This window comes from Paenibacillus sp. J31P13 (genome assembly GCF_056269295.1).
Genome location: NZ_JBWDNR010000017.1, coordinates 49,388 through 70,908, shown reverse-complemented (window position 1 = coordinate 70,908; position 21,521 = coordinate 49,388). Strand labels below are relative to the sequence as shown.

The 21,521-nt window shown below is 44.6% G+C and carries 20 protein-coding genes and 1 other RNA gene; 1 reads left to right on the top strand and 20 read right to left on the bottom strand.

What is annotated here, in order from left to right; all coding sequences use genetic code 11:
* Window positions 1–309: 309 nt before the first annotated feature.
* The 14 genes from AC0YOD_RS28020 to rpoE form a co-directional block, all read right to left on the bottom strand.
* On the bottom strand, window positions 310–573 hold the full coding sequence (locus tag AC0YOD_RS28020; protein ID WP_475802631.1) for a pro-sigmaK processing inhibitor BofA family protein: 264 nt from the start codon (window positions 571–573) through the stop codon (window positions 310–312).
* Window positions 570–821: a DUF2508 family protein gene (locus AC0YOD_RS28015; RefSeq protein WP_475802630.1), complete on the bottom strand. Its 252-nt coding sequence runs from the start codon at window positions 819–821 to the stop codon at window positions 570–572. The genes AC0YOD_RS28020 and AC0YOD_RS28015 overlap by 4 nt, the downstream gene beginning before the upstream one ends.
* Before the next feature lie 151 nt (window positions 822–972).
* On the bottom strand, window positions 973–1,572 hold the full coding sequence (recR, locus tag AC0YOD_RS28010; protein WP_475802629.1) for a recombination mediator RecR: 600 nt from the start codon (window positions 1,570–1,572) through the stop codon (window positions 973–975).
* A gap of 43 nt (window positions 1,573–1,615) precedes the next feature.
* Complete coding sequence (locus AC0YOD_RS28005) at window positions 1,616–1,927, bottom strand: YbaB/EbfC family nucleoid-associated protein (RefSeq protein ID WP_475802628.1); 312 nt, start codon at window positions 1,925–1,927, stop codon at window positions 1,616–1,618.
* Window positions 1,928–1,951: 24 nt separating this feature from the next.
* Window positions 1,952–3,730: a DNA polymerase III subunit gamma/tau gene (gene dnaX / locus AC0YOD_RS28000; protein WP_475802638.1), complete on the bottom strand. Its 1,779-nt coding sequence runs from the start codon at window positions 3,728–3,730 to the stop codon at window positions 1,952–1,954.
* A gap of 235 nt (window positions 3,731–3,965) precedes the next feature.
* An RNA gene (gene ffs, locus AC0YOD_RS27995) (signal recognition particle sRNA large type) lies at window positions 3,966–4,233 on the bottom strand.
* Window positions 4,234–4,303: 70 nt separating this feature from the next.
* A complete protein-coding gene (locus tag AC0YOD_RS27990; protein ID WP_475802627.1) occupies window positions 4,304–4,723 on the bottom strand; it encodes a hypothetical protein in 420 nt (139 codons plus the stop codon).
* 82 nt (window positions 4,724–4,805) lie between these two features.
* The gene (gene rpmE, locus AC0YOD_RS27985; RefSeq protein WP_475802637.1) at window positions 4,806–5,003 is read right to left on the bottom strand and encodes a 50S ribosomal protein L31; all 198 of its coding nucleotides are present in this window, start codon (window positions 5,001–5,003) and stop codon (window positions 4,806–4,808) included.
* 136 nt (window positions 5,004–5,139) lie between these two features.
* The gene (locus AC0YOD_RS27980; protein WP_475802626.1) at window positions 5,140–6,393 is read right to left on the bottom strand and encodes a radical SAM family protein; all 1,254 of its coding nucleotides are present in this window, start codon (window positions 6,391–6,393) and stop codon (window positions 5,140–5,142) included.
* A 20-nt stretch (window positions 6,394–6,413) separates the two neighbouring features.
* Window positions 6,414–7,748, bottom strand: coding sequence for a transcription termination factor Rho (gene rho, locus AC0YOD_RS27975; protein WP_475802625.1), 1,335 nt, complete (start codon window positions 7,746–7,748; stop codon window positions 6,414–6,416).
* A 128-nt stretch (window positions 7,749–7,876) separates the two neighbouring features.
* Complete coding sequence (locus AC0YOD_RS27970) at window positions 7,877–9,145, bottom strand: UDP-N-acetylglucosamine 1-carboxyvinyltransferase (protein ID WP_475802624.1); 1,269 nt, start codon at window positions 9,143–9,145, stop codon at window positions 7,877–7,879.
* 387 nt (window positions 9,146–9,532) lie between these two features.
* Window positions 9,533–9,931 (bottom strand): response regulator, encoded by a 399-nt coding sequence (locus AC0YOD_RS27965; protein ID WP_475802623.1) that lies wholly within the window; start codon window positions 9,929–9,931, stop codon window positions 9,533–9,535.
* Window positions 9,932–10,085: 154 nt separating this feature from the next.
* Window positions 10,086–11,693 (bottom strand): CTP synthase, encoded by a 1,608-nt coding sequence (locus tag AC0YOD_RS27960; protein WP_475802622.1) that lies wholly within the window; start codon window positions 11,691–11,693, stop codon window positions 10,086–10,088.
* A gap of 430 nt (window positions 11,694–12,123) precedes the next feature.
* Entirely contained in the window at window positions 12,124–12,702 is a 579-nt protein-coding gene (rpoE, locus tag AC0YOD_RS27955; RefSeq protein ID WP_475802621.1) for a DNA-directed RNA polymerase subunit delta, read from the bottom strand.
* 460 nt (window positions 12,703–13,162) lie between these two features.
* Here rpoE and AC0YOD_RS27950 point away from each other — a divergent pair, with 460 nt between their 5' ends.
* Window positions 13,163–14,299, top strand: a complete 1,137-nt coding sequence (locus AC0YOD_RS27950; protein ID WP_475802620.1) for a S8 family peptidase — start codon at window positions 13,163–13,165, stop codon at window positions 14,297–14,299.
* Between the two features lie 28 nt (window positions 14,300–14,327).
* Here AC0YOD_RS27950 and argS read toward each other — a convergent pair whose 3' ends face one another.
* From argS to speE, 6 genes are all read right to left on the bottom strand, one after another.
* Window positions 14,328–16,007 (bottom strand): arginine--tRNA ligase, encoded by a 1,680-nt coding sequence (gene argS, locus AC0YOD_RS27945; RefSeq protein ID WP_475802619.1) that lies wholly within the window; start codon window positions 16,005–16,007, stop codon window positions 14,328–14,330.
* Window positions 16,007–16,471: a YwiB family protein gene (locus AC0YOD_RS27940; RefSeq protein WP_475802618.1), complete on the bottom strand. Its 465-nt coding sequence runs from the start codon at window positions 16,469–16,471 to the stop codon at window positions 16,007–16,009. Before AC0YOD_RS27940 ends, argS begins: the two co-directional genes overlap by 1 nt.
* Window positions 16,472–16,550: 79 nt before the next feature.
* Window positions 16,551–17,060 (bottom strand): DNA-deoxyinosine glycosylase, encoded by a 510-nt coding sequence (locus AC0YOD_RS27935; RefSeq protein WP_475802617.1) that lies wholly within the window; start codon window positions 17,058–17,060, stop codon window positions 16,551–16,553.
* 159 nt (window positions 17,061–17,219) lie between these two features.
* Window positions 17,220–19,430 carry a bifunctional 2',3'-cyclic-nucleotide 2'-phosphodiesterase/3'-nucleotidase gene (locus AC0YOD_RS27930; protein ID WP_475802636.1) on the bottom strand — a complete coding sequence of 737 codons (2,211 nt, stop codon included), beginning with the start codon at window positions 19,428–19,430 and terminating at the stop codon, window positions 17,220–17,222.
* Window positions 19,431–19,726: 296 nt separating this feature from the next.
* Window positions 19,727–20,596, bottom strand: coding sequence for an agmatinase (gene speB, locus AC0YOD_RS27925; protein ID WP_102708963.1), 870 nt, complete (start codon window positions 20,594–20,596; stop codon window positions 19,727–19,729).
* Window positions 20,597–20,632: 36 nt separating this feature from the next.
* Window positions 20,633–21,460 (bottom strand): polyamine aminopropyltransferase, encoded by an 828-nt coding sequence (gene speE, locus AC0YOD_RS27920; RefSeq protein ID WP_475802616.1) that lies wholly within the window; start codon window positions 21,458–21,460, stop codon window positions 20,633–20,635.
* Between the last annotated feature and the right edge of the window lie 61 nt (window positions 21,461–21,521).

The following is a 21,521-nucleotide window of genomic DNA, read 5'->3' as shown; positions in this document are numbered from 1 at the left end:
ATTGGTGTTTGACTTGCTCAAAAACTTTTATCGCTTTTTCGCTCATCCCGAAGGATTTGCGAGGCAGTTTGTTACTCGTTGTTCAGTTTTCAAAGAGCAATCTTATCTTTCGTTTGTTTCTCGTGTGCGCCGTGTGTTTCAGCGGCGACTCAATTAATATATCACAGATGCCCAAGTTAATGCAAGTACTTTTTTTATTTCTTTTTAATTCTTTTTTCGAAGCACGTTGCCGTTCTCTTGGGGCGAGTTATAATGTAGCATATATTTTATGATGAAGTCAACCATTATTATAAAACCTTTTTATCATTTTTATACAACAACATATTGCAGCCCTAAGATCAAAGCCACACCAGGAATACCTAAAGCAACCACCGTTCCAATCGTTATCGGATTTAAGGGGATATACATATCAGCCACAATGCCGGAATAGTTCAATAAATACAACAAGGCAGCTGCCATAACAAGATGAACGGTGAAATTACGGAACCAATTCCAAGATAGCTTATGACGCATAACAATTGCAATCAACAATATAGATGAAATGATAAAGACAGACAACCATAATATTTTCATCTCATGACTCCTCCCCAAGAAGGCCAACTATTTGAAATCAGCTTTGCTTTGCGAATTAACATGCCATAACGTTTCTCTGCAGTAATAATGGAATGAATAGCATAATCAATTTGATCTTCGCCATATGCATATTGAAAGTATCGATTCGCGTTCTCCCACTCTCGTCTAGCCTCTTCGATCTCAAGTCTTAGGCTCTCCAGCTTGTCTCCATGATTAATAGCAGCAATCCTTTGCTCTTTGTTACCCATATACTTCCCCTCCCGCTTGTCCTTCCTCCATTGGCTCTTTACTAATGTATAAGCTTGGATGCAAGATTAGAACGACAGCAGGGCGTAATAGATCAATCAAATAGAAAAAGGCAGACCGAGTATAACCTCGATCTGCCTTTTCTTATAGATACTAATGAATTTCTCGACGGCCTTCCATCGCCTTGGATAGCGTTACCTCATCAGCGTATTCCAAATCTCCGCCAACAGGCAGTCCATGCGCAATCCGAGTTACTTTTATACCAAACGGCTTTATCAGACGCGATAAATACATAGCTGTCGCTTCACCCTCAATATTAGGGTTAGTCGCGACTATCAGTTCCTGAACACGTTCATCACTGAGTCTTCTAAGCAGCTCAGCAATCTTTATTTCATCTGGACCGATACCCTCCATAGGAGAAATCGCACCTTGAAGAACATGGTATTGTCCTTGAAAGTCCTTCATTCTCTCAATCGCAACGAGGTCCTTCGATTCTTGTACGACACATATAACGGAATGATCGCGTGATCTATCTTGGCAAATCTTGCACGGATCTGTATCTGTAATGTTGCAGCAAACCGAGCAATAAACCAAATTACGCTTAACGCTTACTAGCGCTTTCGCAAAATCAATTACGTCATCTTCCTTCATTCGGAGCACATGAAACGCTAGACGGGCAGCTGTTTTTGGACCAATGCCCGGCAATCGCGTAAATGCATCAATTAATTTCGCTATCGGTTCGGGGTAATACAATACTGCGTACAGCTCCTTTCAAGCAAAAACGCGTAGGCGTTTCTTAGAACAAGCCCGGGATTTTCATGCCGCCGGTGAATTTACCCATATCCTTATTCGCAAGCTCATCGACTTTCGAAAGCGCGTCGTTAACAGCTGTAAGAACAAGATCTTGAAGCATTTCTACATCTTCTGGATCTACTGCTTCTGGTTTAATTGTAATACTTAGCAATTTTTTGTGACCATTAGCTTCAACTGTTACAACACCGCCACCAGCTGTACCTTCTACTGTTTTTGTTTCAAGCTCTTCTTGTGCTTTCATCATTTGATCCTGCATCTTCTTCACTTGCTTCATCATTTGGTTCATATTATTCATTCCAAATCACCTCATCATTAGAATTTAATCGTTATCCTTCACTACAACTAGATCTTCACCAAACAGTTTCACAGCTTCTTCTACCCACACAGGTCTACTTTCAGCCTGCGGTGCGCCCGAAGATTCATGCTCAAGCTGAAGCGTCTCGCTTTGCTGCGTACTGGATCCTTCTGCAGCAGCCTGCCAATCCTTCATCATTACCGTAACCAGTCTCATTGGACTGCCTAACACATTTTGAAGAACCTTCTCAATAATATCACGATTTGCTTGCTTTTCGGTTGTTTCTCTATGCATTGTGTTTTTGAAAGCTACGAGAATGGAATCATTAGCTGACGCAACAGGTTCTCCATCCTTCAACCAAGCATGAACGGTAATCTTCGCTTCCTTCACACCGTGCAAAACATCGTTCCATTTCATTCGGTACTGATTGAACTCTGGACTTCCTGACGCTGCTAAGTATGCATCAAGCTTAACCGTCGATCGCGATATGCCGCCAGATCCACCGCCAAATGAACTGCGAACTGCACTTGTACGCTGAGCCGGCTGTCGAGCTGCACCGTCAGCAGAAGCATTTGCCTGTCCCGCAATGCCATTTTGCATGGCTTGCTCCAGCTTACGCTCAAGCGCCTCAACCTGCTGACGCAATCGACCAACTTCTGCGGATGGAGCAGAAGCAGCGGAAGAACCAGTGTCGGATTGACTCCCTGCGGGTTGGTTTTCACTCAGAGTACAAAGCTTCATAAGCGCAACCTCAAACAATGTCTGAGGCTGGGACGCATGCTTTAGCTCCACTTGATAGCGATTAAGCGTATCGATCATTGCAAACAGCTTCTCTGAAGTGAAGGAATCCGCCATATTCCGGAATCTTTCCAGATCAACCACTCGCTCCGTAACAGCCCCGCCTTGCGGTGCAAGCTTTAGAACGAGTAAATCACGGAAGTAATAAATAAGGTTTTCCATGCATTTATCTGCGCTCTTACCTGCTTGCATCAAGCTTTCGACTAATGGCATAACAGCAGCTACATTACGATCTTTAACCGCTTCTGCAAGGTCATAGAAATGATCCGCTGCCATGCCCCCGGTCACATCTACTGCTGCCTCAAGTGTAATGCTCTCACTGGCGAAAGCAGAAACCTGCTCGAGCAAGCTGATCGCATCACGCATGCCGCCTTCAGACAATCGCGCAATATAAGCAAGTGCATCCTCATCTGCTTGAATGCCTTCTTCACGACAGATCTTCAATAAATGCTCCGTCTGCTCTTCAAGCGAAACCTGGCGGAAATCAAATCTCTGACAACGAGAGATGATTGTCGCAGGAAGCTTATGCGGTTCTGTTGTCGCCAAGATGAAAATAACATGCCCAGGCGGCTCCTCCAATGTCTTGAGCAAGGCGTTAAAAGCCTCAGCCGTAAGCATATGTACTTCATCTATAATATAAACTTTGAACCGCACTTCCGAAGGCGCATAACGAACCTTATCACGAATGTCGCGAATCTCATCAATACCGCGATTAGATGCAGCATCAATTTCTATTACATCCATAATATGTCCAGCAGTAATCCCTATGCAAGCATCACATTCATTACATGGCTCATCTGTTGGACCGCGTTCACAGTTAACGGCTTTCGCCAATATTTTTGCCGCGCTCGTTTTCCCTGTTCCTCTTGGACCATTAAACAGGTAAGCATGGGATACACGTTGTTCTCGTATGGAATTCTGTAGGGTTTGAATAATATGCCGTTGACCAACCATGTCCTGAAACGTCTGCGGACGCCAGGCTCGGTATAAAGCGATATGTGACACGCAGACCTTTCCTTTCAAGTTGCCTTTTAATACTTGATTTAAATAGCATTTTTGTTATTCCTCTATTATACAACAACTAAGTACCAAGCAAAACTTTCTTTTGCCCTTCTTCTTTGTTCCATTCCTTAAAAATAATAAACAAAAACACCTGCGTTCGCTAATTCCGACTTAAAAAATCGAACAGCGTATACAGGTGCTATTTTTTGTTGTTATTTACTGTTTTAAAAAGTTAGTACCGTGCACCTACTCCTGATAAATGCGACCCAGGCGGCATTCTTGCACTACAGCTCGAGTCAGGCACTCCCCCGGCACATGAACTAATTTGCTTATGGCTGCTTCCTTCCGGACCTGACCGGGTTCACAAACGTCCATTGCGGAGGACCCGACTGTCAACACTGCTCACAAGCGCCAAACCCTACATCAGCATAACCTCAAATAGGAATTCAACCTCGCTACAGCGGATTGCGAGTTACAGGGCACCGCTACCTCCCCATCTAGCACGGCAAAAATAAGTATATCCGATTCTGTACTAAAGTGCAACTCATGGTTGTTTTATGCAGGAACTTTTAACGGTCACTTTTTCGTTTTTACATGCACATCATACCTTGGCATATTATGCTGAACGATGGAAAGTGCTTGTACCCGAAGCTTCTCCGTATCCGCGTCTGAAAGATTTTTATTCACCTTCAAAGTCACATGTAGAGCCGTTCCGTTAAAATAAATCTGAGTTCGCTCAATGCCGCTAAGCGGCTGCAGCACCTTTTCAACCATGTTCCCGTCTGACTCATAATTCAATGCCATATGCCGACCAGGCAAATTGGGATTGCTGTTGGAGTAACCCATATATCCATCATGGCCATACGTCTTCGTATGCTCGTAATTGCTATTGCTATTGCCGCAGCCGCCTGCGATCACAGCAAGCATACATACAAATACCATTGTAATGAACTTTCGATTTCGAAATTTATTGTACTTCAGCCCATTATTAAGCATCAAAAAACCTCCCCTTCTATCCAATAGGATGGCTGAGGGAGGCTCTTGTATTCTGCCAAATAAAGGCCGAATTTTTTTAGGATTAGATACCGTATTTCTTCTTGAAACGATCGACGCGACCGCCGGCATCCAGGAACTTTTGTTTACCCGTGTAGAATGGGTGGCATTGGGAGCAAACCTCTACGCGAAGGCTCGGTTTAATCGAACCAGTCTCGAAGGAATTGCCACAAGCACAAGTTGCTGTAATGACGTGGTATGTCGGATGAATACCTTCTTTCATCTCGTTCACCTCTTTCTGCCCTGAGTCGCATGCGGACCCAGAGTTAAATCACACATATCGGATTATATCACGAACTGTTTTGCAGTTGCAATGAATAATCACTCATATATTAATATTAACAAGAAATAATGGAAACTTAGCGAATGATTGCTGATGGAGGAACATGTGTGTAAGAACCGATTACGACATCAGGCAATTCCTCACGGAAAATCTCAAGCATTTGCTTCATTCCATAAATTTCACCCTGCGCTTTCGGAATAATGGCCAAATAGCTCTCAGGATCAATATTTAAGTTCCGCATTTGAATGAGCTTCAGACCCGTACGCTTCACAAATCCAATCATCGCTTCGATTTCTTCTTCACGATCAGTAACCCCTGGGAAGATCAAATAGTTGATGGATGTATAAACACCGTTATCAGAAGCATACTTCAGCGATTTCTCAACATTTTTTAGTGTGTAGCCACGCGGCTTATAGTATGCATTATAGTGATCATCAAGCGCACTGATGGTACTAACACGCATAAGATTAAGACCAGAATCAACAATCGCTCGCATAAAATCAGTCAATCCAGCATTGGTGTTAATGTTGATGTAACCAAGGGAAGTCTGACTGCGCACGCGTTTGATCGCTTCGACAATAATCTTCGCTTGCGTAGAAGGCTCACCTTCGCAGCCTTGACCGAAGCTAATGATGGACTCTGGTTCCCGCAAATGCTCCAGCATAATGTCGACAACTTCATCGACCGTAGGCTTAAAGTTCATTCTCGTCTGCGGAGCAACAAACCCACTGTCATCCGGTTGTTCTGAAATACATCCGAAGCAGCCTGCATTGCAAGAATAAGATACAGGTACAGCACCTTCCCAGCGTCCAAGAAATGTATTGGAGGAGGTTAGGCATTCGTATCCTAGTGCGCAATTTGACAGATGTTTGTACAAGCGGTTTTCAGGATATTTGGCAAGCAAACGCTCAACCTGAATGCCCAGCTCTCCGCGATCACAATTAAGCGGATCCCATCTTTCCGGATCATCAGATTGTTCAGCAGTGACATAAAAATTGCCGTCTTTCCAGACCACTGCAGTATAACCAAACAGTGGCAATTTTTCATTTTTATCGGCTTTGACGTAGCCCGGCAAACATAGACGCGTGAAGCCCTGTGGCAGTAATGCCCCGACAGCTTGCGCTCCATCTTGTATAACCTGCATCTCACCGGTATCTGGATTCATTCCGATCGGTCTTGTGAAGGGCAAACTAACTAGCGTCGCTCCATTAGGAAGAGGAATTAGCTCATCTTCCATAATTTCAACGATCATGTCGCCGCTTCTTCCAAGAGCAATAAAATCAGGATGATCAAATACATTACCCTTTTCATCCGCGTATACGAGATTCATGTTGTTCTCCTTCCGGCGGCTTACGATCCGTGCGTTGTTCTAGGCGTAGGACGTCTGCTAGCCGCTGAGGTATTGCTTTTCATACCGGTTCTTTCCGGCTTTACTTCTGGTGTTGTATCAAGAGACATAAGGAATTGCTCATTATTTTCGCTTTCCTTTAACTTCTTCAAGAAATTATCAACGTAATCAGGTGTGTCTGTCATGTTTCTGCGAATAGCCCAAACTTTATCAAGCTCTTCCTTCGTCAGCAGCATTTCTTCACGTCTCGTACCCGATCTACGCAAATCAAGCGCAGGGAAAATACGACGTTCAGAAAGTTTCCGGTCAAGATGCAGTTCCATATTGCCCGTGCCTTTAAATTCTTCATAAATGATATCATCCATGCGCGAGCCGGTTTCGATCAACGCTGTCGCAAGAATCGTTAAACTTCCGCCCTCTTCAACGTTTCGCGCCGAACCAAAAAACCGCTTAGGGCGATGGAATGCAGCAGGATCAATACCGCCGCTTAACGTCCGACCAGATGGAGGAATAACTAAGTTATACGCTCTAGCTAGACGAGTAATACTGTCCATCAATATAACGACATCCTTCTTATGCTCGACGAGGCGAAGCGCTCTCTCCAGCACAAGCTCAGCAACCTTGATATGATTTTCAGGTAATTCATCAAATGTTGAGGCAATAACCTCGCCTTTGACGGAACGCTGCATATCCGTAACTTCCTCTGGACGCTCATCAATAAGCAGAACAAACAATTTAATATCAGGACGATTTTCTGAAATACTGTGGGCAATTTCTTTGAGAAGCAAGGTTTTACCTGTTTTAGGAGGCGCAACAATCAAACCGCGTTGTCCGAGACCGACAGGTGCTAGCAAATCCATCATACGAGTGGAAAGCTTTGACTGCGTCGTCTCAAGCACTAGCTTCTTTTCTGGATAAAGAGGAGTAAGCGCAGGAAAATGCAATCGTTCGGATGCTGTTTCTGGATTTTCACCATTTACAGCATTTACTTGCAATAGCCCGAAATAACGTTCATTTTCTTTCGGCGGTCGACATTTACCAGATACGAGATCACCGCTCCGCAAATCAAATCTACGAATTTGTGAAGCCGATATATAAATATCTTCTTTGCTAGGCAAGTAGTTAATAGGTCGTAGAAAACCGAAGCCTTCTGACAAAATATCAAGTACGCCTTCCATAAACATGAGGCCGCTTTTCTCTGCTTGTGCGCGTAAAATAGCAAATATGAGCTCTTTTTTCTTAAGCGTACCGTAATAAGGAACCTGAAATTGCTTTGCTAATTTGTACAATTCGGTCAATTTCAATTCTTCTAGATCTGCGATCTGAAGATCTGTCATATTCTCACCACTTTATTCAGTTTTCATTATGCGTTCATTTCGGTAGATTAGAATACCTGATTATCCATCATTGCCGAATTAGACGCCGTCTATTCCACAGCGTCCGCATCGCTTCATTGTTGTTAGGATTAAGATTCCGTCTCAGCTTCCGTCTCGCGCCACACATCCGCGCCTAATAAACATAGATTTTCTACGAGATTATCATAGCCTCGGTCGATATATTCAACACCTGTAATTTCAGTAACGCCTTCCTCTACGGTTAAAGCAGCTACAACTAAAGCTGCTCCAGCACGGAGATCAGCAGCACGAACCTTAGCCGCATTAAGCTTGCCGCCCTCAATAATAGCAGAACGACCCTCTACGCGAATATTCGCACCCATCCGCGTCAGCTCCGGTACATGCTTGAACCTTGTACCGTAAACATAATCGGCCAAAATACTAATTCCCTCCGCTTGCGTTAATAAGGTTGTCATTGGAGATTGTAAATCAGTAGGGAAACCAGGGTAAACCAATGCTTTCACATCAATGGAAGAATACTGAGGTCCACCGATTATACGAATCGATTCATCCATTTCGATAACCTGCACGCCCATTTCTTCGAGCTTTGCCGTCATCGCTTCCAAGTGCTTCGGAATAACATTATCAATAAGGACATCACCGCGTGTTGCGGCTGCCGCAATCATATACGTACCTGCTTGAATTCGATCGGGAATAATGGAATGGCGGCAACCGTGCATACTTTCGACGCCTTCAATCCGAATCGTCTCAGTACCGGCACCTTTGATTTTTGCGCCCATGGCATTTAGGAGAGTAGCTACATCTATAATTTCAGGCTCTTTTGCCGCGTTTTCAATAATGGTTTGTCCCTGCGCCCGAGAGGCTGCCAACATAATGTTAATTGTCGCTCCGACACTTGTCACATCCAAATAGATCTTCGCACCGCGCAGCTGCTTGGCGGAAATACGTATAGCACCATGTTCATTGGTAACGGTAGCTCCCAATGCTTCAAAGCCTTTAATATGCTGATCGATTGGTCTCGGCTCAAAATTACAGCCGCCCGGAAGCCCGATTACTGCTTCACCAAATCGTCCAAGCATTGCGCCCATTAAATAATAAGAAGCACGCAATAATTTCACTTTGCCATTAGGCATCGGTTTGGAAGTTAGCATCGAAGGATCAATGCGCATCATATCACCGTCGCGTTTCACGACAGCGCCAAGGTCTTGCAAAATTTCACTATAAACGGATACATCACTTATTAAAGGTAGGTTGTCCAAAATAACTTCTGACTCTGCTAAAATGGCAGCAGGTACAAGTGCAACTGCACTGTTTTTTGCGCCACTGATTTGAACGGAACCGCGAAGCGGCCGTCCACCGCGTATCATCAATTTCTCCATCTAATTAAATTTCCTCCCGTGGATTGGAAGAGAATAAAGGAAAAACCGCCAAAACAAGCGTGGTGTTATGCCCACTTGCCGTTAAGAGGCGGTTTATTATCCCTTGCTCCTATTGTTACGCTTGGTTGTTGATTCCGAACAAGCGGATTTTCTCTTGGATAACAGCCTTCAACAATCAAGGCTCCTTCATAACTTCGTAAATAAAAGGTGACTTCTCTTCCCTAGCGACTTCTGCATTATTTGCGACTCAAGCCCATTTCGGCTTGTCATTCTGAGCTATTATAACATATCGCGCTTGGAAATAGTAACGTATGTTTTAACAGTCTATCGCTTCAAATAAAAACGACAACGTCTTTATTCAAGCGACGATGCCGTTTTATATTTATGCTATGAGCCAATTGCCAAGCGACTTGGGGAGTTGCCTCCACGCAGCTGCATGTTTACTGCAATTCGCATCTCATCGATATCGAAAGGCTTCGTAAAGTGCATGAGTGCGCCAAGATCAGTTGCTTCTTTAATCATATCTAATTCACCATATGCGGTCATCATGATGACTTTAATGTTACGATCGATCGCTTTTACATGCTTCAAAATTTCCAAACCGTCCATACCAGGAATTTTCATGTCTAACAGCAGGAGGTCAGGAGCGTCTTTCTTGACAATTTCTAAAGCAAGCTTGCCATTAGACGCTTGATACGTGTCATATCCTTCGCTGCTAAATACTTCCATCAACAGCACGCGGATTCCGTTTTGATCATCCACGATCAATACCTTCTTCATCTCCAACTTTATATACCCCCCGCGACTGAGTTTAACCGACAAAAATGGCCAACTCTTCCATAATCGTTAATATATTCGCTTAAGTGGGTATATAATCCTTCTCGTCCAGAAAAAACTTATCTGACGTTGTCAAAGAATGTATCATCACGGATAGAAGATCTTATCTATTCTCCGAATAGCCAAGTGCTGCTTTCACAAATCCACGGAATAATGGTTGTGGGCGATTTGGTCTTGATGTAAATTCTGGATGGAATTGAACAGCCAAGAACCATGGATGATCAGCCAACTCCACCATTTCAACAAGATGACCATCAGGTGATGTACCGGAAATAGTCAGACCGGCAGCTTCGATAGCTTCACGGTATTCATTATTGAACTCATACCGATGACGGTGACGCTCGTAAACAAGCTCATCATCATATTCCTGTGCAGCAAGCGTATCAGGTGTAACTTTACATGGATATAGTCCAAGGCGCATCGTTCCGCCCATATCTTCAACGTCCTTCTGATCCGGCAGCAAATCAATAACCGGGTATGGTGTGGACGAATTAATTTCAGAGCTATTTGCATTCGCAAGTCCAACGACATTGCGTGCATATTCAATAACGGCAACTTGCATACCAAGACAAATGCCGAAGAATGGAATTTTTTGCTCACGAGCATATTTAATAGCTGTAATTTTGCCTTCAATACCACGATCGCCAAAACCGCCTGGCACAAGAATACCGTGAATACCTTGAAGCTGTTCAGCAATATTCTCATCTGTCAGTTCCTCAGCATTGATCCAACGCAGCTTCACTTCAGAGTCAGCTGCAATTCCAGCATGCCCAAGTGATTCTACAATACTAAGATAAGCATCATGCAAAGCAACATATTTACCAACAATAGCAATTTCAGTCGTTTTATGAAGAGATTTCACGCGTTGAACAAGTGCTTCCCATTCCTTCATATCTGGTTGTTGCGTATCCAGCTTCAAATGGTTGACAACGATTTCGTCAAGTCCTTCTTCGCGAAGCATTAAAGGCACCTCATACAAAGTCGAAGCATCACGGCATTCTACTACCGCATTTGCATCGATATCGCAGAACAAGCCGATTTTACGCTTTAGATCTTCTTCAAGAGGATACTCTGTACGGCATACAATTACGTTCGGTTGGATACCGATACTGCGCAATTCCTTAACACTATGCTGCGTCGGTTTTGTTTTCACTTCACCCGCTGCTTTGATATAAGGAATGAGCGTAACGTGAATATACATCACGTTGTCGCGACCGATATCACTTTTAATTTGACGGATAGCTTCCAAGAACGGCAAGCTCTCTATGTCGCCAACAGTTCCGCCGATTTCTGTAATAACAACGTCCGAACCCGCTTCTTTGCCCGCACGGAATACACGCTCTTTAATTTCGTTCGTTATATGCGGGATAACTTGCACCGTTCCACCCAAGTAGTCGCCGCGGCGCTCTTTGGTAATAACATTAGAGTAAATCTTGCCCGAAGTCACATTGTTGCTCTTCGATAGATTGATATCGATGAAGCGCTCATAGTGTCCTAGATCCAAATCTGTTTCTGCACCATCATCTGTTACGAATACTTCGCCGTGCTGGTATGGACTCATCGTTCCCGGGTCCACGTTGATATAAGGATCGAACTTTTGAATCGTTACTTTGAGCCCTCTGTTCTTCAGCAATCGGCCAAGTGAGGCTGCCGTTATCCCTTTACCCAAGGACGATACTACGCCGCCGGTTACAAATATATATTTGGTCACTGTGATGATACCCTCCAAGCTAATATGGTTAATGTTTAGGTTTGCCCATTTACTCGATAAACATGGATGCAGATACACTCTGCCCATCCATCCAATTTGTGGAAATAAATCCTACAGACTTATCCCTCACAAACAAAAAAAGTGACACCCGTAGTAACGGGGCACTTTTTCATTTTTGGCATATACGAAAATATAAGCTAGCATAACGATTTAACTTTATACTCTACTTATATTTAAGCGCGAAACGAGCCCTTGCTGTCAAAGGACAGCTTCAGCCGTTTCCGCTTGTATGCGTTATTTGTTAACCGAATCTTAAGCCCATGAGATAGTTTACTCTGCGCTTGATAGCCCTGTCAAGCGAAAACAATAGGATAATCTGCCCTTCCATATAAACGGCCACAGCCGCTAGCTTGGAAGCTTAGGGCTCATCCTACTTGTCGCCATCCTCATCTTCATCTTCAAACTCATCATCTTCATCATCGGAAACATCATCATCTGATTCAAGCTCGCCATCAACTTCGCCATCAATCTCGTCGTCGTCGATACCAGCGTCCTCATCCACTTCTGTTTCTTCTTCTGCTTCTTCGAAATCTTCACGATCCTCGTCGAATACATCATAATCCTCTTCTTGCTCCGCGTACGTTTCTTCTTCCTCGTCCGCAAATGCATCATCGTCCTCTAAATCGTCATCATCATTAATGATACGAGTACGCTTTGCATTACCAACAGGATCTTCAGAACGTTCAACCGGGTACCAGCGTTTCAATCCCCACATATTGCTGCCTACGCATGCAAAACGGCCATCAATGTTGATCTCCGTATATACTTGGGCGATGAACTGGTTAATTCCGTCTGCGGAAAGACCGCGTATTTTAGCGATCTCCATCATTAGATCGCGATAATAATAAGGTGTATTAGCCGCTTTCAGCACTTCGAAGGCCAAATCAACCATAGGCATTTCCTTAATACGTTCAGGATCCAGCTTTAAGGTGTAGTTGCTGCTGCTCATATGGACACATCCTCTCTTGCCATTTAAATTAAGTAATCGTTCATTCCTAAAATATAAGATGCAATACGTTTTTTGCCCTCGTACTTCACTCACATTTCGTCGCGCAGCATGTCTCTGCCGCCAGAGGCTGGCTTCTACTGCAGCGCTAGTCAAATTATAGTAAAACCTATTTCATGCAAAAAAGCAAGCGGACACCGCGGTTGTCGGCATAGCTTGGACTTAAATGCAAAAAACGAAGGGATTATCCCTTCGTTCTGACTGTATCCATTCGATCCCCAAACGCTCCTCGCGAATGCTGGACCTAAGAGCCCCTGAGAACTCTTTGTTCATCGTATGTCCCCCGATGATTTTTGACACGGTTCCGCGCCCATTTATAAGAAAAAAGGCAAGTTGCTCATACGGCTGGAAGCTCTTGCTCATACAATACTGCAGCATGGTCCGTCAGGAGGGGAAACCAGATTTGGACACCGCCGCTTTGATTCGGTTATTGCAGGATACGACGGCTCATACAGACACATTGACAGTAAAGCGAATCATTCGCTTTCAACACTTGAGCGACTACCGATATTTCCTACAGCAGCTTTCTGTGGTCCCTTCGTCGTCATCGCCTCAAAAGAGCATTAGGAAGATGCCTATCATTCGTGGAATATCCTGCCGCTTGCCAAAGGATGAAACGCTAGAGCAATTCGGAGGCAGCGTATGGATTGAGAAGGATTGTAAGATAAGTGTTCACGCTCCTAGCCAAAAATCAGTTGTGCTGGAGAAAGGCATTCCTTGGGGCGTGAATCAAATAAAGGCTCCTCAAGCATGGAGCACAACAACTGGACATCGAATTAGGATTGGTGTCATTGATACCGGCATTGATTTCAATCATCCGGATCTGAGACAGTCTCTCATTAGAGGCATCAATTTGCTTAATCGAAGCATGCTTCCGCATGATGACAATGGTCACGGGACCCATATTGCCGGTACGATCGCAGCAGCTAATCAGCTGCAAGGCATGATCGGCGTTGCTCCGCGTTCATTAATCGCTCCCGTAAAAGCTTTCGATCACAATGGGAGCGCCTTCGTGTCCGATATTATTCTTGGTATCGAATGGTGCATACGAAATCGCATGCACATCATTAACATGAGCTTTGGAATGAAGACTAAGAGCAAAGCACTGCTTGGCGCCGTTATTAATGCTCATAATGCAGGTGTTATTATTGTTGCTTCCTCCGGTAACGACGGCAAGCGACGCACTGTTGATTATCCGGCACGGTACCCGCAAACGATTTCGGTAGGTGCAACAACGAAGCTTCGACGTGTAGCTCCGTTTAGCAATCGGGGTTCGCATATCGATGTATATGCGCCAGGTGACAAAATCGTTTCCGCGTGGCTGAACGGTAACTATAACGAAATGAGCGGCACTTCAATGGCAACCTCGCATGTCAGCGGCGCTATTGCTCTCTTGCTCGCGCATAAGCCTGAACTAACTCCAACTGAAATTAAAGCGATTATTAAAAAGTCCATTCTGCCCCTTAGGGGCAGCAAAGCCCGCCGAACGATCGGCGAGCTTGATATACAGCGTATGATGAAAGCCGTGGATAAAATATAATTCACGGCTTGTTTTGTTTTTATAACCGTTACATCCGGTCTGGTGCCGATACGCCTACAAGACGCAATACATTCGCAATTGTAAGACGAACAGCTCCTAGCAAAGCAAGACGAGCTTGTGTTTGTTCAGCGTCCTCTGTAATGACACGTTCCGCTCTGTAATAGCTATGGAATTGCGCAGCCAAGTCATATACATAGCGAATGAGGCGATGTGGCGCATATTGAGCAGCAGCTTCAGAGATTTCTTGCGGCAGCTCTCCAATTTTGCGTAAAAGGTCGAATTCTGTTTCTGCTGTCAACTTGCTGAAATCAATTGATTCCACAGCCTTCAGAACAACACCTTGCTCCTCAGCTTGTCTGAAAATGCTGCAAATACGCGCGTGCGCATATTGCACATAGAAAACTGGGTTTTCATTGGAAGTTGAAATAGCCAAGTCCATATCAAAATCCAAATGGGAATCCATGCTGCGCATGGAGAAGAAGTAACGAATAGCATCGATTCCTACCTCATCCATCAGATCCTGCATCGTAACAGCTTTACCTGTACGTTTGGACATTTTCATTTTTTCGCCGTTTTGGAATAAGCTAACCATTTGGGCTATCAGAACAGTAAGCTTCTTAGGATCATTGCCTAACGCTTCCATCGCTGCTTTGACACGTGGGATATAACCATGATGATCGGCTCCCCAAATATTGATCATTTGATCAAATCCACGGCCGTATTTATCACGGTGATAAGCGATATCCGGCGTCAAATACGTGTATGATCCGTCATTTTTTACAAGCACGCGGTTTTTGTCGTCACCAAATTCCATGGTATTGAGCCACGTTGCTCCTTCTTCTTCATATACGTGACCCGTTGCTTTAAGCGCTTCTAGCCCTTGCTCGACTTGACCGCTCTCATAGAGCGAAGTTTCGCTATACCAAACATCAAAGCCAACACGGAAGCGACCAAGGTCACGTTTGATTTTATCAAGCTCACGCTCTAATCCGAATTCACGGAAGAACGTATTACGTTCCTTATCCGTTAGCTGAAGCAGCTTATCTCCCTCTTGCTCCACAAGCAGCTTAGCGAAACCGATAATATCCTCGCCGTGATAACCATCCTCCGGCATATCCGCTGTTTGTCCCAATTCCTGACGGTAGCGTGCTTCAATGGACAAGGCAAGATTCTCAACTTGCTTGCCCGCATCATTAATATAGTATTCCCGCGTTACATCGTATCCGGCATAATCAAGCACATTGCAAAGCGCATCGCCTACTGCCGCGCCGCGTGCATGCCCTAGATGCAGGCTTCCTGTAGGATTCGCACTCACGTACTCTACTTGAACCCGCTTCCCTTTGCCTTCATCAACCCGTCCATAGTTTTCTCCAGCTTCAAGCGCTGCGTTCACTACAGGGTATAGGTAGCTGTTATCCATGCGGAAGTTAATAAAACCAGGACCAGCAATCTCAGCCGATTGAATAGAAGCTTGCTTTGTATCTAGATTAGCAATAATCGCTTCTGCAATTTGACGCGGGTTTTTCTTAGCCAGCTTCGTCAACTGCATCGCCGCATTAGTTGCCAAGTCCCCATGTGATTTATCCTTCGGCACTTCCAGCACGAATGCAGGAAGCTCCTCACGGGCTGCAAGGCCTGCTGCCACTGCCGCATCTGCAATAGCTGCTTTCACCTGTTCATACATGTTCTCCAGTACATTTGCACTCATTAAATTTGTTCCTCCTGTATATGGAGCCGCATTTGAAACCGGCCCGACATTTGATCACTTACGTACATCTCATACTCCCACTCTATTGTAAAAGGCAAATGCGAAGGCAACTCATCTACCCCTTCAGGGTTCTCATGTGTTGCATCCAGTGTTAGCTTCATCGTCTCCGTCTCCAACGAAAATGACGTCATCGGCGAGCGATAAGAACCCGGTTGCCTATGTCCGAGCATGAATAGCTGCTCCGATTGAATAGCTCCGCGCCGTACAATGGACATCTCATTCGGACGATAACGCACAAGCGTACGCACCTCGCCAGCTTCAGAATCACCCTCAAACGGGTACTCGTTATAGCGGATAAATACCGAAAGCTCCTTGCGAAACCATTCGCCCTCATAGGTATGTGTTTGCGAGTTTCCGTCCAGCACGCTCTCCAAAGTAATGCTTACTTTCCTGCTTTCATTCATGACCTTGCTCCTGTTATCAGTGTAATCTTATGTAACTACTATATACAGGAACCCTCTTAATTTCAACGCTAGAGCACCTTTAACTTCTCGCAAAAGGTACAATTACGCTCCATGCTTCTACACGATCCTCAAGCGTTCGCATGCGTGGAGTCGGGATTGGGCTGGAGGAAGGAAGCTTAAACACCGTAATATCGCGAAAGCTCTCATGCCCGCGGTAATACTTTTGGAATGTGTCATAAGCTTTGGCTCCGTTAAAAGCAAAGCAGCGAAGCTGCGGATACTTTTCTACCAACTCCGGCAGTTTTTGCGGGACGATATCCTTAATATTTACGTCTAGGCTTCCTTCTCGCTCGCAGGATTCAATGACATCCCAAAGCGCTAAACGATGCTCATGTAAATAAGCGATTCGATTCTCATATACGGGATCAGCATCAGACTCGCTAAACAATCGATATAGGATACGCCACATAAAGTTTTGTGGATGTCCGTAAAATTGACCATATTCTAGTGATTTCACACTTGGCGCTGTCCCAAGTATAAGGACACGAGCATTTTCATCAATAACTGGCGGATAGGAATATACACGCATGTAAACACCCTCTAATTATATTTTATGCAAGTGGTCTCGATACATATAGATTAAGTCTAACCTCTATTTTACCAGTACATCCTTATAGGTTCATAGAAAAAGACGCTTCCCGAAGTATAGGCTCGGAAAACGTCTTTTTTAACTCATCAGCTGATTTCCCTATTTCGCGGGTATTTTAATTTTTTGGCCTGGATAAATGACATGCGGATTTTTGAGCTTATTGTAGCTGGCCAGCTTTTCCCAAGTCGTTCCGTATTTCAACGCAATCGCGTAGAGAGTGTCGCCTGCTTTAACTGTATAAACCGATATCTGCGGCACCGTTGTTGAAGGGGTTTCAGGGTTAGTCGGTTCAACCGGCTTCACTACAGGCTTCGTTGGATCGGTAGGGGCTGGATCCACCACCAGGGTCTTCTTACTCAAATCAATCCGGAACTCCGCATAGCCATCTTCCGTATCAGCTGTAAAAGAAACACCTTTATTCGCTTCATCCTCGGCCTTTGCCTCAGGTGATGTTTTGAATGTTACATTCACAGTAGCATTAATTGACGCAAGCGACCAATTGCCATCTGCCGCTGGATTAATTGACTTGAACGAGCGGATGTAATCAATGACGACTTGACGATTCTCATCGGGTGCCGCTAATATGATTCGTTTACCATCTGGATTTGCAAATTTACTTGACGATGCACGATAGTTATTTGAAGCAACAACAAACTTCTGATCGGCTTTAATTGGCTTTCCGTTAAAGTTTAAATTGACGATCCTTTTGGCGCCTTCGTTTTTGAGATTGCCGTTTGCTTCATATTTTTGCGGCTGCGTAACGTCAATCTGATAGGTTACACCATCAATGACATCAAAGTTGTAGGTTGGAAAATCATAATTAATCAGTTCTTGCTTCTCCTTGCTTGCGGGATCAATTTGCTTGAATTGACCGGCGGACCACTCCAGCCATTCTTTCAGTTCGGCACCTGTAACAAGCACGGCATTCACCGTATTAGAGTATAAATATAAATCGGCGACGTTTTTGATCGCAATATCGCCTTCTTTAATATTGGTATAGTAGTTCGGACCTTGTCGTCCGCCTGCCTTGAACGGCGCTCCTGCTGACAGAACAGGGATACCTTCGTATTCAGTACCCTGCAGCTGCTTCTCAACGTACCATTTTTGCGCATTGGTTACGATCTGAATGGAAGGATCATCTTGGATGAGTGCAAACCAGCTGTTGATAGACGCTGTCGTCTTCCCTACCGGGCCGCGCACGTATTTAAGCGTTTGCTCATGATCCTCTTTAACCGCATCAATAATGGATTGATCAGCTTCGACAAGAGGTACCTTATTTACCGAATCAAAGATAGGCTTCACTGCTGTCTTGGAATCAATAACCTTCCACTTTCCGTCTTTTTGCTGCAACGTCAAATCAATAATACCAAGGTTATTTCCCCAGAAGCCAGGTTCGACGGAAGGAACTCCGTTTATCGTTCCTTTCGCAAGATCGATACCTGACTTTCCTGCAAAAGACGCATCAGGAAACACTTTATGCGCATGTCCGAATAAAATGGCGTCTATGCCCGCTACTTTACTCAAATAGAGAACCGAATTTTCCATTAAAGCTGACTGAGGAATATCCTCAAAGCCAGAGTGCGGAATAGCGATAATGAGATCTGCTCCCTTTGCCTTCATTTCCGGCACAAATTTCTCCGCTGTCTTCACGATATCCTTTACTTTTACCTTTCCTTCCAAGTGAGCCTTATCCCAGCTCGCTATTTGCGGCGGCACGAAGCCAATCACACCAACTTTCAGTTTATGCTTTGCGCCCCCTTCATCAGTCACTTCTTTATCCAAAATAAGATAGGGAGTGAACAGGTTAACGTCATTTGTCTCGTCCTTATCACCATCATCCTTATATATATTTGCATTTACATAGGGGAAGTTTGCACCAGCTAATGAAGTTTCTAAAAAGGAGAGACCGTAATTAAACTCGTGATTACCTAGATTTCCAGCATCGTAACCCAGCAGATTCATAGCCTTATATACCGGATGCGTCTCACCTTGCTGTAGTTTGTCCACTGTCGCCACATAGTCACCCAAAGGATTGCCTTGAATCAAGTCGCCGTTATCGAACAACAAGCTGTTAGGCGCCTCCTGACGCGCTTTCTTGATGAGCGAGGCCGTCTTCGCTAGTCCATACTCATCGGTAGGCTTGTCCGCAAAATAATCATAGTTGACCATGTTGACGTGGAGGTCTGATGTTTCCATAATACGTAATTCTACGGTGCTGCCTCCGCTCGTTTCCGCTGTGACCGTGATCGGAATTGCTGCAATACTGATGGAAAGCGCAGCCGTTAGAGCCCCCTTCCACATCGTTTTCATTTTGATCGGTCTCACCACTAATTACTCCTCCTTATAATCTCTATTTATCTCACGTATGTATGGTAATAATTCTCATGATGAACGATCTATTCAACAACTATAATAGTTTAAATATTCTGAATTGTCATTCAACTATCCTGTCAGTCTATTGGAGGTTCTGTCGAATACGATCTATGCAATAAAAAAACCGCACAGCAGCAGCCGGCGGTTTGGAATAACTATTGTTTTCGTTCATTTAAAACCATAATCAGACAATAAGGAATCCGCTATTGCGGATTCTCCATTTTGCCCATCCATTATTTCAAGAAACCGAGCAGCATTTCACGAATCACTTTAGCCGCAACGATTTGCGTTTGTTCCGTCGGATCATAAGCAGGCGCTACCTCTACAAGGTCAAAGCCTACAATGTTAACGCCGGAACGTGCAATAGCATGGACCGATTCAATTAGTTCCTTCGACGTAATGCCTCCAGCTTCCGCTGTGCCTGTGCCAGGCGCTGCGGATGGATCAAGCACGTCGATATCAATCGTCAAGTAAACAGGGCGACCCTCAAGCTCAGGAAGCACCTTCTTAAGCGGCTCCAATACCTCGAATGGGTGGAAGTTAATGTTCTCGCGTGCATATTGCCATTCCTCGCGTGAGCCCGAACGAATACCGAACTGATAGATGTTTTGTCCACCCATTAGACCAGCTGCTTTGCGCAGTGGAGTCGAGTGTGACAGCGGCTCACCTTCATACGACTCGCGCAGATCAGCGTGAGCGTCAAAGTGAATGATTGCAAGATCCGGATATTTCTTATATACCTCTTGGAAAATGGGCCAAGACACGAGATGTTCGCCGCCAAGACCTACCGGAATTTTGCCATCGTCTAGAACACCGCGTACAAACTCACCGATGATTTCAAGGCTTCGTGCAGCGTTTCCGAATGGAAGCAGCAAATCTCCCGCATCGAAATACTCGATGTCCTCAAGGCTGCGATCCAGATAAGGGCTGTATTCTTCCAAGCCGATCGACACCTCGCGAATACGAGGAGGACCGAAGCGTGAGCCTGGACGGAAGCTAACCGTGAAATCCATCGGCATGCCGTAGATAACCGCTTTGGAAGCTTCGTAATTCTCAGAGCTCAGGATGAAGACATTGCCGGAATATTTTTGATCCAATTTCATAAGGGTTGTCCCTCTTTCCTATACCGTATCCGCTATTTACTTAATAAGATCTTCAACGAATTTAGGCAACACGAATGCTGCTTTGTGAAGACGCGGTGTGTAATATTTAGTGTCGATTTCTGGAATTGCCGTTTCATCAACCGCTAGTGGATCATACTTTTTGCTGCCCATTGTGAACGTCCATAGACCACTTGGATACGTTGGAATGTTAGCTCCGTATACACGGACGATTGGGAATACTTCCTTCACGTCTTTGTTTACGCTTTGAATAAGATCTGCTTTGAACCATGGGTTGTCCGTTTGAGCAACAAAGATGCCGTCTTCCTTCAAGGATTCGTAAATACCTTGGTAGAAGCCCTTTGTGAATAGGTTGGCAGCAGGACCAACTGGTTCTGTGGAGTCAACCATGATAACGTCATAGCTGTTTTTATGATCATGAATATGCATAAATCCGTCGTTTACAAGCACTTCAACGCGAGGGTTGTCGAGCTCGCCAGCGATGGATGGCAAATATTTTTTGGAATATTCAATAACTTTCCCGTCAATATCAACGAGAACAGCTTTTTTCACTTTTGGATGCTTCATTACTTCGCGAATAACGCCGCCGTCTCCGCCGCCTACAACCAAAACGTTCTCTGGATTAGGGTGCGTGAAAAGAACAGGATGAGCAACCATTTCATGGTATACAAATTCATCCTTAACTGTTGTCATAACCATGCCATCAAGGACAAGCATCGTTCCAAACTCTTCCGTTTCAATCATATCAAGCTGTTGAAAGTCCGTTTGTTCATTTACATAAGTCTTAGTAATCTTCGCCGTAATGCCGAAGCTGTCTGTTTGTTTTTCTGTATACCACAATTCCATGTCGAAAATCCCTTCTTTCCTTCAATCGTTCAAGATGTATTATAGTTAATTACCCCAAAAA

Coding starts and splice junctions, on each gene's coding strand:
- AC0YOD_RS28020 (WP_475802631.1), bottom strand. CDS start 573: ATGAAAATATTATGGTTGTCTGTCTTTATCATTTCATCTATATTGTTG.
- AC0YOD_RS28015 (WP_475802630.1), bottom strand. CDS start 821: ATGGGTAACAAAGAGCAAAGGATTGCTGCTATTAATCATGGAGACAAG.
- AC0YOD_RS28005 (WP_475802628.1), bottom strand. CDS start 1,927: ATGAATAATATGAACCAAATGATGAAGCAAGTGAAGAAGATGCAGGAT.
- AC0YOD_RS27990 (WP_475802627.1), bottom strand. CDS start 4,723: ATGCTTAATAATGGGCTGAAGTACAATAAATTTCGAAATCGAAAGTTC.
- rpmE (WP_475802637.1), bottom strand. CDS start 5,003: ATGAAAGAAGGTATTCATCCGACATACCACGTCATTACAGCAACTTGT.
- AC0YOD_RS27980 (WP_475802626.1), bottom strand. CDS start 6,393: ATGAATCTCGTATACGCGGATGAAAAGGGTAATGTATTTGATCATCCT.
- rho (WP_475802625.1), bottom strand. CDS start 7,748: ATGACAGATCTTCAGATCGCAGATCTAGAAGAATTGAAATTGACCGAA.
- AC0YOD_RS27970 (WP_475802624.1), bottom strand. CDS start 9,145: ATGGAGAAATTGATGATACGCGGTGGACGGCCGCTTCGCGGTTCCGTT.
- rpoE (WP_475802621.1), bottom strand. CDS start 12,702: ATGAGCAGCAGCAACTACACCTTAAAGCTGGATCCTGAACGTATTAAG.
- argS (WP_475802619.1), bottom strand. CDS start 16,007: ATGAGTGCAAATGTACTGGAGAACATGTATGAACAGGTGAAAGCAGCT.
- AC0YOD_RS27940 (WP_475802618.1), bottom strand. CDS start 16,471: ATGAATGAAAGCAGGAAAGTAAGCATTACTTTGGAGAGCGTGCTGGAC.
- AC0YOD_RS27935 (WP_475802617.1), bottom strand. CDS start 17,060: ATGCGTGTATATTCCTATCCGCCAGTTATTGATGAAAATGCTCGTGTC.
- AC0YOD_RS27930 (WP_475802636.1), bottom strand. CDS start 19,430: ATGAAAACGATGTGGAAGGGGGCTCTAACGGCTGCGCTTTCCATCAGT.
- speB (WP_102708963.1), bottom strand. CDS start 20,596: ATGAAATTGGATCAAAAATATTCCGGCAATGTCTTCATCCTGAGCTCT.
- speE (WP_475802616.1), bottom strand. CDS start 21,460: ATGGAATTGTGGTATACAGAAAAACAAACAGACAGCTTCGGCATTACG.